The 14,458-nt window shown below is 42.2% G+C and carries 9 protein-coding genes; 2 read left to right on the forward strand and 7 right to left on the reverse strand.

From position 1 onward, the window contains the following. The 6 genes from CTY48_RS09225 to CTY48_RS09250 all read right to left on the reverse strand — a co-directional run bounded on the left by CTY48_RS09225 (position 1) and on the right by CTY48_RS09250 (position 9,192). Positions 1-1,794, reverse strand: coding sequence for a methyl-accepting chemotaxis protein (locus CTY48_RS09225; protein ID WP_099468210.1), 1,794 nt, complete (start codon positions 1,792-1,794; stop codon positions 1-3). 127 nt (positions 1,795-1,921) lie between these two features. After that, positions 1,922-4,207: a family 78 glycoside hydrolase catalytic domain gene (locus CTY48_RS09230; protein WP_099468211.1), complete on the reverse strand. Its 2,286-nt coding sequence runs from the start codon at positions 4,205-4,207 to the stop codon at positions 1,922-1,924. A 112-nt stretch (positions 4,208-4,319) separates the two neighbouring features. Further along, positions 4,320-5,324, reverse strand: coding sequence for an ABC transporter permease (locus CTY48_RS09235; protein WP_099468212.1), 1,005 nt, complete (start codon positions 5,322-5,324; stop codon positions 4,320-4,322). 67 nt (positions 5,325-5,391) lie between these two features. Next, on the reverse strand, positions 5,392-6,624 hold the full coding sequence (locus tag CTY48_RS09240) for a type 1 periplasmic-binding domain-containing protein (RefSeq protein WP_099468213.1): 1,233 nt from the start codon (positions 6,622-6,624) through the stop codon (positions 5,392-5,394). A gap of 36 nt (positions 6,625-6,660) precedes the next feature. Further along, positions 6,661-7,665: an ABC transporter permease gene (locus tag CTY48_RS09245; RefSeq protein ID WP_099468214.1), complete on the reverse strand. Its 1,005-nt coding sequence runs from the start codon at positions 7,663-7,665 to the stop codon at positions 6,661-6,663. Positions 7,666-7,677: 12 nt separating this feature from the next. Then, positions 7,678-9,192, reverse strand: coding sequence for a sugar ABC transporter ATP-binding protein (locus tag CTY48_RS09250; protein ID WP_099468215.1), 1,515 nt, complete (start codon positions 9,190-9,192; stop codon positions 7,678-7,680). A gap of 298 nt (positions 9,193-9,490) precedes the next feature. Here CTY48_RS09250 and CTY48_RS09255 point away from each other — a divergent pair, with 298 nt between their 5' ends. Then, the gene (locus tag CTY48_RS09255) at positions 9,491-11,971 is read left to right on the forward strand and encodes a GH39 family glycosyl hydrolase (RefSeq protein WP_180272690.1); all 2,481 of its coding nucleotides are present in this window, start codon (positions 9,491-9,493) and stop codon (positions 11,969-11,971) included. Between the two features lie 67 nt (positions 11,972-12,038). On the opposite strand, the gene CTY48_RS09260 is transcribed toward CTY48_RS09255, so the two are convergent. Next, complete coding sequence (locus CTY48_RS09260) at positions 12,039-13,391, reverse strand: family 43 glycosylhydrolase (protein WP_099468217.1); 1,353 nt, start codon at positions 13,389-13,391, stop codon at positions 12,039-12,041. Positions 13,392-13,559: 168 nt separating this feature from the next. Between CTY48_RS09260 and CTY48_RS09265 the strand changes: the two genes are divergently transcribed. Then, positions 13,560-14,456, forward strand: coding sequence for a helix-turn-helix transcriptional regulator (locus CTY48_RS09265; RefSeq protein WP_099468218.1), 897 nt, complete (start codon positions 13,560-13,562; stop codon positions 14,454-14,456). Positions 14,457-14,458 lie beyond the last annotated feature (2 nt).

Consider the following 14,458-nt stretch of genomic DNA (forward strand, 5'->3'; position numbering starts at 1 on the left):
TTAAATTCTATACTTACTCAAATCCTCTTGGAAGTTCTTAATCATCTGGTCAAATACAACAATCTGCTGTGTCAGCTCTGTAATCTGATCCACATAGATTGCAACATTGGAGCTTGCCTCCTCGGTTGCAGCAGAGTTTTCTTCTGCGATTGCTGCCAAATTCTGAATTCCGTCAAATACTTCTGTAATATTATCTGCCTCTGATTTTAAGTTCTGGGATGTCTGAATCATCAGGTCAGATACTAGCTTTAAGCGGTCATTTGAAACCATGGAAGTTCCGACTGCATCGGTAAGGTTCGCATTCTGCTGGTCAAGCACCTCATACTGAACGTCAATTGCCTCTACCACATCACCGATACTTGAGATAAAGTTGGTCAGGCTGCTGTTAATCTGTTCAACTGCCTGATTGGTCTCTTCGGAAAGCTTCTTAACTTCCTCTGCAACAACGGCAAAGCCTTTTCCTGATTCTCCCGCTCTTGCCGCCTCAATGGAAGCATTCAGCGCCAACAGGTTAATCTGATGTGCAATCGCCGAAACAATGGAAACAATCTTTGTAATGTTTGTCGCATTGTCCTTCAGCTCATTGCCGCTCTTTCTGATATCGTTAAATTTATGCAGCACGGAATCTATCTCGGTTGCTGTCTTCTTTACATTGCTAAAGCTCTCTTCAATTCCCACAACCGCATCTTCGATTTTGTCCTTGTTATCCTGACTCTGGTTGGAAATTCCTGTTACATTTTCAATACTTACGCTTAATACAGAAATTGCTTTTCCGGTATCCTCCGCCTGGCTTGTCGCTGCCATTGCAACCTCATCCAGTACATCGGTAATGTCATTGGAAGCATTCTGCATCGTCATGGCAATATTCTCAATTGCGTTATTGAACATATTCATCTCATCGACAATCGCATTAAAGCCCATGAAATCCTTCTGAACGCCGCCCTTTAACTCATTAATCTCGCCCATGATATCTTCGTAGATATCCTTGGACTTCAAAATAACCGCTTCCGTATATTTTCGTTCCTTCAGCTTTTTAATCTCTTCCAAAACAAGCTTCATCGGACGGTTAAACAGCTTGCCGCCGACCGCCGTTGCCGCAAAGGATATTGCACCAAGTATAACCGCATGCAGGTTATTCACCGGCATAATCAGTCCTGCCACAATAACTAAAATCGCGTTAAACAGTGCTGTTTTCACAGATACATCCTTTATCACACCAACTGAGAAAAGGAGATTTAAGCGAAACTTTTTCTTTACCTGTATTTCTTTTTCAAAGGTCAGCTTAAGCTGTAATTCACCCTCCTGTTGGCTGATGAATACAACATCTATCTTTTCCTTAAAATAGGTTGATATACCACTAATCAAGCCGGTTAAGTAATCTCCCATTCCACGCTTAGAGCGATAGGTAAAAATGATTTCATGTGAGGATATTGGTGTTACATCAAGGATTGGCGGAACCGCTCCCTTGATACGTTTCATAACAATTACATGAACATCATTCATGGATTTTAAAAATTCATACGCTGTATCATGTCTGAAAAATCCCGGATAGTTGGTGCTGAACGTCTTAATGTTCTGCTCACCTACTATTTTCCAAATTTCCTTCGGTCCTTTTCCCGCATTGCTTCCTATTTTCAAAACAACGCCCTTCGCTATTTCATCTTTTACATCTTCCAATGGTGAGAAAATATGGTCTTTTGCCAAACCATTCGCAATTAGTGCATCATCTACCACTTTATCTCCGAACAACTGTCTGCTGGATTGCACCCATGTTGAAACTACTGTACCTTTCATAATTCTTGCTCCTTATCCAAATAGTAATAGTGAATAACAATAATAGTTATTATATCGCAATTATCTTTGATTAGCAACATATTTCGCTATGGGTATCCAGCGTATTTTCACAAGTTTTAACTGTACTTTAGGACACGATTACAATGTCTTTTCCTCTGCTCTCCAAATTACTTGTATCAATGGAGAATTCTATGTTCTTTGGCACGTTCACTTCCAGTAAAATTCTCTCCTGCTCCTCCTTTACACAAACGGATATCAAACCGTTTACTGACTCGAAGCTGCACTGAAAATTCGTCATTGTTTTTGGCAGATGCGGCATAATCTTTACTGCCTGAAACCCTGCCTTCTGCGGAATAATTCCTGCAATTCCGTTATAATACCACTCTGCGATATGCCCCATCATATCATGGCAGTGGCTTCGGGGGTTGTTTTCCCAATACTCACCAAGCGTCGTTTCCCCATCCAGAACAAAGGCATAGTAGCTTGGGTGCTCCTCCTTTAGAATGAACTCTGAAATCAGCTCGTTCATTCCATATCTGGAAGCACTTTGAATGACATAAGGAAGTCCGACCTCCCCGCTGATAAAGGCTCCCTCTCTCTCTAGGGTAAAGCGAAGTGCTTTCGCCAAATCTGCCTCATATTTCTCCGGCACCATCCCCCAATAAAGCGGCAGTGCCTGACTTGCCTGCGTTAAGAAAACCTCTCCCGGATGGTCCCATGCCTTATAGCAATAAAACCCTTCTGTCGGGTGCTTAACAAGCAGCTTTTGATTGTAGTTATCTTTCACCTGCTTGGCGTAGGCTCTGAGTGCATTTGCGTCTTCCGTCTGCTTTAATATTTCCGCAAACTTCATGAGGACAATCGCATCTGCATATAAAAATGCTGTCTCAATATTTTCCCTGACCAAGTAATTTTTCGGATTCCCCCAATCGCCTATGCCATGATTTAAGAAACCGTCTGCATTTACTTTTGTTTTCAAATAATTCAGATACCGCATTCCCGAATCGTAATTATCTTCCAGCACCTTTTTATCCCCATAAAACAGGTAATGCCAGTACACGCCGAGTATCGAGGTGCTTCCCCAAGGGATAATATCATAAAAGCTTCCCATCCCCGGAACCGGCAGCACATTTGGTATATAGCAAGGACACTGCGAAGGCATCAGCCCCTCGCCCAAGAAAACCTTATTTCCTTCAAAGTCTAAAAAATAATCATCTTTCGTATGCTGGTCCGCGCGCATATCCAGGAAAAACTTTTCCCATAGCTTTTGCCCGTCCTTCATATACATAATCGATGGCGCCATCAGATGATTCGGTTCCTGCCATGCAAAACGCTCAATGGTTGGGCAATCTGTATGTACACTTACCATGTTGGCTTCCACTGCCTTTTCGATGATGTTGTAAATCTTCTCATATCGCTTATCGTCACATGTAAAACTTCCTGTTGTCACATAGGCGCTTGTTATTGCGTCGCCTTGGAGTTTTTGTATATCGCCTCCTTCAACCGCGACATAACGTCCTGCAAAGTAGGTAAATGCCATTCTGAATTTTTCCCATTTTTCCTCTTCGCCCACAATATATGTAATGCAAGAATCAATTTCCATCCAGCCCTTTGCCATCTGATCGACGTCACCGTCTGGCGTCAGCTTCTCCGCCGGATAAAATTTAATTTCTTCACCTTTTTTTCCAAATACCTCTGCTTCTAAAATACCGGACATATTCTGACCCAAATCATAAATCTTGCGGTTTTTGAAATCGTGGATATGTTTTCCTTCATAGCTTTGAAGCACCTTGATTGCCGGTTGAAACTGCTCGGTAAGCTCTCCCTTTGGTTCCTTTTCTGCCTCGACAAGACTTGCATTCTCCCATTCAGAGTCATCAAACTCCACTGTGTTCCAGCCGGTTTGCACCAGCCCTCCTTCTATTGTCTCGGAGCCATACACATTTGACATTGTTACACAATGTCTTTTTACCTTAAAGCTCTCATCTGCCGTTATAATATCTGTTGTTCCGTCTTCATAATTTAGCTCCAAACTCAGCGCCAGCACCAGATTTTCCCCAAACGGACGGTAAGGGTTTGGATTCGGCGGCATAAACTCCGGAAATTCAAAAGTATAATGTTCATCGCATTTGATAAACCAGCCGTTTCCAACCTCTGCTCCAAGTACATTTTGCCCTTTTCCTAAATATTCTTTGACATCAAATCTGACATACTGGATATATTTGTTATAATTCGTCCAGCCTGGGTCGAGCTCATGGTCTCCTACCTTTTTCCCGTTTATATAAAAGTGAAACTGTCCAAGTCCACAAACGTTTGCATGTGCTGACTTTACTTTCTTTTCAATCTTGATTACCTTTCTGCTGTAGAAAGGTGATTTTGTGTTGTTCGTAATCCATTGTCCTAATTTCCCCATGCCGTCTCTATCCTTTCTGCATGTTTTTTAAAAAGAATGTGCAAAAACACATTCTTTGTTATATATTGGGAAATTTCTACGAATTTCCTAATATATAACAAGTATTCCTCTTTTATTTTGCATCTGCCAATGCCCGCTCAAGCTTTGCCTTATGCATACGCTTGATTACAAACTTATAGCTGTTAGATGTATAAATCAGGAACACCATAACGCATAATCCATTCATCACTGTCTGCATGGAGCTTCCGAAGCCAAGCTTTACAAAGCCGGAGGAAATCATGGCAGAGGTGAATGCACCGACAATAACGCCAATTGTCGAATTGGAGAATTTTCCGATAGCACCTCCGATAAAAAGCGGAAGGAACGCACCCATAAAATAGGATGAGCTGGAAAGCCCTGCCTCCGGTGATACGGTTCCGTACTTCGAAAGATAAATTACTCCTGCAATTCCCAAAAGCGCACCCGCTGCCACATAGCAGCCAACGGCATTTCTCTTTTCGCGTATTCCGATATCAACCGCTATTTTTTGCCCTGTGGCAAGAGCCTTCTGGTTATAGCCAAACCGTGTATACTCAAAGAGGAATATACTGACTGCCGCCACAGCAAAAAGCAGTATCCATAAGTACTTTTGCTGTGAAAAAATAAGCAGCTTTGTCTTTCCGATCAGGCGAACTCCCTTCGAGCTGTTGTACATCAGACCGATTGACTCATAAATCATCGCAACTCCCAGTGAAGTAACCATAGGCGGAAGTCCTAATGTCACATAGGTAAGACCTGCAATCAATCCCAATACCATACCTGTTAAAATAATAACAGCCAGCAGCCCCCACGGTCCCATACCAAAATCTTTTGCGATGTTTCCTGCCAAAATAGCGGACAGAGAAATGGTCGCACCGATGGCAAAGTCAAATCTTCCTGAAAAGATATGGTAGGACATTGCCAGAGAAATCATAGATGTATAAATAGCCGTGTAGCAGATTGTTTCCAAGTCCGTTCCCATTGCAAAGGAAGGGTCCCCAAATAATACACATAATAGTTTTATTACGACATAGGTTACAACCGGTATACTCAGAGTGATTAATATGTTTTTTCCTATTTTTTTTATTTGACTGCTCATAGTTTCACCCTCTAAATGCTTTCTTTCAGGCTTTGGGAGGAAAACCTCCCAAAACCGATGTTTTATTTTATTTTTTCATTGCTGCATCAATATCCAACGTGCTGTAAGTATTTACCAAAGTACTGTAATCCGCATTCGGATTGTACTCTACAAGACAATTTGCAATATCTTCTGCTGTTACAAACCAATTATTTTCTTCATGTGCATCATAAATTGTGTTGTAAATCTCTGCACTGTCGATTGTCCATCTCGGTGCTGCAAAATTCGCTGCTGTTCCCTCTTCATTTCGATTTGCTTCCATATGTCCTGTTACTGCATTTAAAATCATTGGAATTGCATTTCCAAATACAACCTCTTCGCATTCATAGATAATTGCGGAAACAGAACCGTCGTTCATCGCATCATAGTAAACATCACTCACGTTTCCTACTGTCGCAATCTTAATGGAGCCGTCCAGTTTGCCGGCACTTGCCAGCGGCTGAAACCATACCGCTGCTGAGAAAGAGCTTGCAAGCGCATCAAAATCCATGTCAAGCACTGCTGTCTGCTCTGCGGTAAAGGAATCGGTTCCCGGCCAGCCCGGTACCTTATGAATAAGCTGTACGTCTTTTGCTTCTGTAATTGCCTGCTGGAAGCCCATGTAACGGTTGATAAACATCTCAATACCCATCTCGTCTCCGCCGGAAGCGTATACAATCTTCTTTGCTCCCTGCTCAATCAATACGTTTGCAAGTGCATATCCGTTTTCATAATCAGCATCTCCGTTTGCCTGAGAGCCAAGATAATACTCATTGCTTCCAAGCTTGCCATACACCGATTTTTTCTCGGCGGAACCATAGTAATACATTCCAACATCTGCACAAAGCTGTGCAACCTCTGCCTCTGTTACGTTATAATAACCTATCACGGCTTTACAGCCTGCCGCTGAGCAGTTCTCGATGAATTTCAGCTCATCCTCCGCTGAAGCAATACTCTCCGAATACATAAACTCAATATTAAAATAGTTTGTCATATCCTCATAATATTTTTGCAGTGCCAAAAACTGCTCATCGGTAACGTCAAATGCAACAACACCAATTTTTACAGTCTCAGCCGGCCATGTGCCGTCCAATGCAAAAGCTCCTGTACTCGCAGCACTCTCTTCTTTGACATCTGCATTTGCGGTGTCATTTGTCGCTGCCTCTGTACCCGTTGACTCGTTTGTTGTCTCTGTTGTGCTTGATGCACCTCCACCTGAACACGCTACCATGGACAATGCCATTGTTGCAGCCAGAACAATTGATAATAATTTCTTCTTCATACCTTTTTTCCTCCTAATTGAATAAATTCATTGTTATTATCTTGGTAAAAGCTTTGTTCGATAGCTAAAGCTAGATACCAGTACAACCACCAAAAATACAATTCCTCTGCACAACTGAATCATACCCGTGGACAGCCCCATAATTGCAAGTCCACTATTTAACACTGTAATCGTTGTTGCGCCGATTATTCCGGCACTGATCTTGGAACGCGGTCCCCCCGATATCGGCATACCGCCCAATACAAGTGCAATCATCACATCATTTCCCGTTGAGGATGCTGTTGTAGAACCGACGGTTCTTACGCGAAGCAACAGCAGAAAAGCTGCCAGCCCGATTCCGATTGCACTGATTAAAAATCCTGTAATCTTTGTTTTTGTCAGATTGATGCCCGTCTGTCTTGCGGCATCAAAGCTTCCACCCAACATCTTGGTTCTCACCCCAACGCCCGTGTAGTTAAAAAGAACAAGGCAAAGGATAAAATAGCCTGCCAGTACTCCTACGTTAATTGCTGTCATCTGACTAAAACTAAACGTCGGTATCTCTGTCACCGCATCCTTTAGGTATATGGTTGTTTCATTTCCAAGAATTACAAGTACAACCGCCGACATAACAAAGGAAAGCACAATTGTAAAGATAAAAAACGGAACCTCGACATAAGATGCAAAAATACCCTTTAGCAGTCCCATTAAAAGAGGCGCCGCCATACAAACCAAAAAAGTTAAAAACATATTTCCGGTGGCGATTGCGACCATGCCCCCAAGCACAGAACCCATCAACACACCGCTTCCCAATGACATATCAAAACAATTCATACCAAATACAAAGACAGCTCCGATTGTCACAAGTGCGACAATAATTACCTGATTGCTAAGACTTTGCAGATTGCTCACGGTCAAAAGCTTTCCACCCGTCAGTATCTGAAATATGATAACAACCAATACAAGACCGATGTAAGCTGCCATATCGCTTAAGATTGCGGCATAATTTTTTGTGGACGGCGTTTTCTTTTTTTCCATTTTCATTTCCACTGTGTTTGACATTTTTCCTTCCTCCTAAATCATTACCTCAATCAGCATCGTTTCATTCAAATCCTGAATGCGTGAAAATTCTCCCGAGGCTTTTCCGTCTTTTAAAATCAAAAGTCTGTCACTCATGCCGATTAATTCCGGAAGTTCCTCTGAAATCATAATAATGGTCTTTCCCTGCTTTTTCATTTTGTATATGAGCTGATACATAGCAGCCTTTACGCCGATATCCACACCTCTTGTCGGACAGTCCAAAATCAAAATATCGCAGTCTCTTCCAATCCATTTTCCAAATACAACCTTCTGCTTATTTCCACCCGACAAATATTGTACATTCTGTTTTACCGAGGCACATTTGATGCTCAAATCTTTCACCTGACGGTTTACATATTCTTTTCTTGCCTTCTGTGTGATAATGCCGAAGCGATTACAAATTCGATCTATTCCCGCCGATAAGATATTGTCTCTTATACTCGCAGTCAGCACGAGTGCTTCCTTATCTCTGTCCTTTGATACATAGCCAAAGCCAAGCATCAACGCCTCTCTGGCATTATGAACTGTCTTTCCTGTCGGTACATGCAAAACCTGTCCTCTTAAAATCTTCTCTTCTCCAAATATTGCCTTTCCAAGCTCATGCATACCGCAGTGGGAAAGTCCGCCGATCCCAAGAATTTCTCCCTTGTGAACATCCATTGAAAAGTTCATCAGCATACCGCTTCCGGTTGTCACGTTGTCAACCTTGAGCACAACCTCCTTTCTCACCTCTTGACCATAGTCACTTCGGTAGTAATCACCCTTCATCTCCCTGCCTACCATTTGACGCTTGATGGTCTCTTCTTCCATCTCGTCCTTATCAAGCGTTGTGATAAGCTTTCCGTCACGAAGCACGGTCAGTGTATCACACGTCTCCATCAGCTCCGCCAGGTCGTGGGAAATAAATACAACTGCTTTATTTTCCTCTTTCATCTTACGCATAATCGTATAGATGATTTCCCGTCCCTTCTGGGAAAGTGCTGTCGTCGTCTCATCCACAACAAGCATCTGCGGCTGATTATAAACAACCTTCGCTATTTCTACGAGCTTTCTGTCCTGCATATCAAGCCGGTCAATCGGCATGGACGGCTCCATGTTATGTAATCCTATCTCCTCCAATACCCTCTTTGCCGCACGATTCATCTTAGACTTGCTCACCACACCCAACGTCGAAAAATCCTTTTCCTCCCCAAGAAAAATATTTTCCGCCACAGTACGCCCCGATACGGTTCCTTGCTCCTGCACAATCATACCGATGCCTACCTTCGCTCCTTCAATCATGGAAGAAGGCTTGTGTGGCTTTCCCAAGAAAAACATTTCACCGCTTGTCGCCGCCTGCATTCCCGCTGCAATTGAAGTGATGGTTGATTTACCTGACCCATTTTCTCCAATCAAACCGGTAATCTCTCCGCGATATACTTTAAAATCCACCTCATCCAATGCTACCGTCGGACCGAAGTGCTTTGTCAGCTTTCTGGCTTCAAATAGTAACTCTTTTTCCTTTTCCATATTTCTCACCTCTTTCTCTGAACCCTATTATAGCCCTTTTATACGCTGTTTTCTTCCCCTATCGTATGGTGTTTCCTTTGTTTTCAAGATACATTTTAACATTTTTAAACTTTTCATTTTTTTAATCTTATTATTTTTCCCTAATTTCAAATATTTTTCTTATTATTTAAGACTTTTTGTCTTTTCATTCAATAGAATTCATAGTATGATAGGACTAAGGTGCCCTATCTTGTGTCAAAATTCCAGACAACGCACCTCCTGATACATGAATCAGCACCGTAAACAGGGAGGACTTAGTATGAACCAGACTATCGATACACAAAATCTAACAGATATCCCGTTTGAGCAGCTCTTAATCAAAAGCTTTTCCTATGAAGTACAGCTGCGCCCGGAATTTGTTATTTTCTTTTTACTTGAGGGCAGCATGACGATTCATATTTATGAAAAGAAATATGAGCTTCACACACATGATATTGTATTTATCAAGCCCTATGAAATCCATTCTGTCATGGAGACTTCCCCGGATATCAGTGTTCTGGCACTGTTTATCCATACCGATTATCTAAAGACCTTTTGTCCTGACCTGTCACATATCCAATTTACGAAACATTATTTGCGATACTCGGAGACAGATGTTCTCTATATCGATCTGTGCACAGCGATTGCCGATATTATCACCTATACCATAAAGGCTACCTCCACCTCACGTTTAAAGCAGCTCTCTGCCATCTCCTTTATTTTGATTCGTATCTTGGAGACCTATGGGATTAAAAACATTGATTCAAAGGGACATTCTGAATATGTACAGCAGCGGATTGCCATGCTGTTAGACTACTTGGCTGAGAATTATTCAGAGAAAATCACTCTTGCCTCTGCCGCAGAGGTACTTGGCTTTCATCCGCAGTATTTTTCCGCCTTCTTTAAAAAGTATTTTCGCCTTACCTTCATCGAGTATCTGACTGCCTTGCGCGTTAATAAAACACTTGTGGTACTTGCAAATACTAATTTAAGCATCACCGAAATTGCCCTAAGCCACGGCTTTTCAAACCATAAAACATATAGCGCCGCCTTCCATAAGCTTCATGGCATTACGCCAAGCACTTACCGAAAAGAGCGTACCCTCTTAAACCAGAATTCTCTTCTAAAGGATCAGAGACTTGATTATTTCTCCTTTTTTCAGAAATACTGGAAGTCCGACCAGTTTTCAAAGGAGGATACGAAAAACATTGAAAACCATATGACACTCTCCTTTAAAATAAAGGACAAGAAAAACAGTTATGCCAATACCCAAAAGCACTGTTTTTCTGTCGGCCGTGCCTCTGCGCTTCTTAGAAGTGATATTCAAAATCAGATACGGGAAATGAAGAACGATATGGACGTTTATGCCCTCAGACTCAGGGATATTTTTTCAGATGATTTGTTTGTTTATTATGAAGATGAAGATAAAAAACCGATTATCAACTGGAAATATATTGATATTATTTTTGATTTTCTCCTCTCCCTAAATATCAGACCGTTTCCTGAAATCGGCTTTATGCCGCGTATGCTTGCCTCCAAAAAGCAGTATGCCGGTTGGCTGTACAGTCCCAACGTCAGTCTGCCAAAGTCCTTTAAAAAGTGGTCTGTTCTTGTTGAAAGCTTTATCGAGCATCTGCTTGCCCGCTACGGAAAGGAAGAGGTGAAACATTGGAATTTTGACTTTTGGACGGCTCCGAATTTAAAGATTAAGGATGGCTACTGGAACGAAAACCAGCAGGACTTCTTTATGTTTTACCGTGTTACTTATCTCTCTGTTAAAAACGTGGATAACGACATCCGGTTAGGTTCGCCTAACTTTTCGGTTCCTTCCGGGCTTTCCTGGTATGAAGACTTTTTTGCGTATTGCAGAGAATATGAGCTGAATCCGGCTTATGTATCCTGCCATTTGTATAATTCAAATGATGAAACCTATCCGGATGGGGAAAAGCTGTCAAGATATTCCAACCTATGGGATGACTACGGCATCGCCGCCTCTTCCAAAAATATTCTTCTTGATAATTTAAGCGGACTTGAGAGAATTTTAAAGGAGTATCATCTGGAGCATTTGGACTTGATAGCTTCTAACTGGAATCTTTCTTATCTTCCAAGAGATTTGGTGCGGGATACCTGTTTTATGGCTCCCTATATATTATACACCTGTATAAAGACGTTAGGCAGAGTAAACACGCTCTGTTTTCGCTCGGTCAGCGATATCCACGAGGATTTCTATATGGATCAGAAACCCTTCCACGGCGGTCCAGGCTTAATGGATATGAACGGATTAAAAAAGGCATCCTATTACTCCTTTTATCTGCTTTCCAAAATAGGCTCCGATATAATTGAGCAGGGGGAAAGCTATTTACTGACACAAAACGAAAAGGGCTACCAGCTTTTGCTCTTCCATTATGTCTACTATGACACTCTCTATGCCTTGGACGACCATTCCAGCCTTTCCTACACACAGCGCTACACCATTTATGAGACATCGGAAAAGCTTATGGTGCACTCCATCCTCTCTCTCCCGGAGGGCACTTACCGCGTGAAAGAGACTGTTATCAACCGCTCTTGCGGCTCTGCCTATGACCTGTGGCTGGATACCGGTGCGGCGGAGGATATGTCAGAGGATATGATTGCTTATATTAAAAATAAGAGCGTACCGGATATTCGTTATTATGAAAGGGAGTCAAACGGCAATCTCTTGCTTGATACACTTTTGCTTCCGCATGGCGTGGCGTTGTTGGAGATTACGCCTTCTGTTTAGAAAATAGCAAAGGAGTGTGAGAATAGAATTCTATTTCTCACACTCCTTTGCTCACTTCTTAGATTAATCATTCCGCCCCATACAAGATAAGTTCCATGAGCTCTAAGCTCTCTGCTTCCAAAAACCGCAATGTCAATTCATATTCCCCGCCTGGCATATGAATTTCATCTCTTGTTTGAACTCCATCTTTTATTTTAACAATTCCGACAGCTTGACCGTTCATCAGTACCTCGATTGTACCGCTTCCGGACGCTGTAATCTTTATTTTTCCAAATGGTTTCGCACTTCTTACATAACGAAACACCGCTTCATCTCCATCACTTATATTCGTCAGCTTCTCTTCGTATTCCTCGTCCGCATCAATATAAACCGTTCCTGCCAATTCACATGCCTGATAGCCCATAATCTTTTCACCGGGTTCAAACGGCTCTCCGATTCCCTGCGATGTCATTTTGACCTCGCCAATACTGCCGTCCGCATTAATCGTGATTGGCTCAATGCAGAGTCTCCGATATTGCTGCACGCCTCTGCTGCACCGGTGATAAAAGACATACCACTGTCCATTCACACATTCAATTGAGCCATGATTGTTCCAGCTTGCCGGGTCACATGCCGCATTGTCAATTATGATTCCTCTGTACTCAAACGGACCAAGCGGCGATTTGCTCGTGGAATAACCGAGAGCAGTCGGTTTTCCTCTCTCCATATCCGCATAGACATAGTAATAAGTATTCCCGATTTTTCGCATCGAAGAACCTTCATGAAAAAAATGCTCCTCCTCCGTCACAAGATTATGCACAACAGCCTTCTCATCAAAGGAAATCATGTCATCATTCAGCTTCACACCATGCGAAAATAGCTGCCCCCAGTAAAAATAAGACTGTCCATCCTCATCCGTAAAAATCGCCGGATCAATTCCGCCGCACGGAAGCTGAATCGGATTTTCAAACGGACCTTCGGGAGACGCTGAAACAGCTACCCCCTCGCTGTCGTCCGACATGCAAAAATAGAGATAATATGTTCCGTTTTTATATATGGCATCCGGCGCAAACAAAAGTGCTGGTTTTTCTCCCTCCGGCTGCTTCTCAAACTTTTCCTTTTCCCCTGAATGTTCAGCGTTTTCAAACATTTTTCGGATAAATGGGGTCGGATTGCTCCAGTCGATTCCCGGGTATTTCGGTGCCGTCTCATCCCCAAACCACGGAATATCCTGCCCTCTCAGCGCTACCTCATGAATGGTCCAATTCTCCATATCCGCCGTTGACACCACATGATATTTTTCACTGCAAAACATATCACTTCTGTCGTCATAGCTGCCATACACGTACAGTCTGTTATCCGGCATCACATGTGCCTCGCTGTCCGGAATATGAATGTCCAGCGGTAAAACAGGGTTTCTTTTATTTTTAAACTCTCTCATTGCATTGCCTCCTATCAGCCTTCCTAAAAAGGTGTTCTTAATATAGACTATAAAATATTTTAGGCGGTATGTCTTTTGCCGGACAGGACCTATTTCTTTTGTATTTTATGACATGTTCGAATTTATATGTTATAATGTCGCTAAACATTTCAAAAGGGAGGCGATAAAATGGAGCACTTTAATAAACCCAAAACACAACCTGCGTATTTGGATTCCGATGAAGGCATTGCTATTTTTAAGCATGTCTGTTGTCTGCCGCCCCTTTGTCATGATTGTGATTTTTTTGAGCTGTTCTATGTGATGGAGGGAAGCTGCGAAAATTTTGCCTTGCCGCTTACACAAAGCACTGCTTCCAATATCATTTCGCCGCAGGGCTTACAAAAAGGAGATTTCTGCATCCTATCTCCCCAAACCGCTCTTGACATTGATTCTTTTTCAAACGATTTCGTTCTTTATCGCTTCTTAATCCGAACAAGCCTTTTTGATATTACTTTTCTTGGAATTTTATCTGAAAATGCTGTTTTATCTAATTTTTTTACCCATGCCCTGTATTCTGAGAGGCAAAACCCCTATTTGTTATTCCATACGGGCGAAAACAGCTCTTTAAGAGATTTTATTGACTATATCTATGGAGAATTTACGGAGCCAAAGAAGTATAGGCGCCTTATGATGAATAATCTGCTGCATGCAATTTTTGTTATCTTGCTCAGAGACCATGAAAACGATGTGGTGCTGCCGCCAAATCCGGCAGTAAGGGAAGATAATTTAATCCATATCCTGAATCACATTCAGGAAAATTATGCCCGTTTGACTCTCTCTGGGCTGGCGAAGTTTTTTAATTATAGTGAACGGCACATGTCACGCCTTATCAAGGAAAATACCGGTCTTAGCTTCAGCGAACTGATACGAAACTTAAAGCTTCAAAGGTCCGCTGATTTGCTCAAAACTACCAAGCTCACACCCGCGGAGATTGCGGAGTGTGTCGGCTATTTCGATTTAAGCAGCTTCTACCGCACATTTAAGGCGCACTATCACATGACACCGATAGAATATAGAAAATCATAGCC

It is taken from the genome of Konateibacter massiliensis, from assembly GCF_900184995.1.
Lineage (GTDB): Bacteria > Bacillota > Clostridia > Lachnospirales > Lachnospiraceae > Lachnotalea > Lachnotalea massiliensis.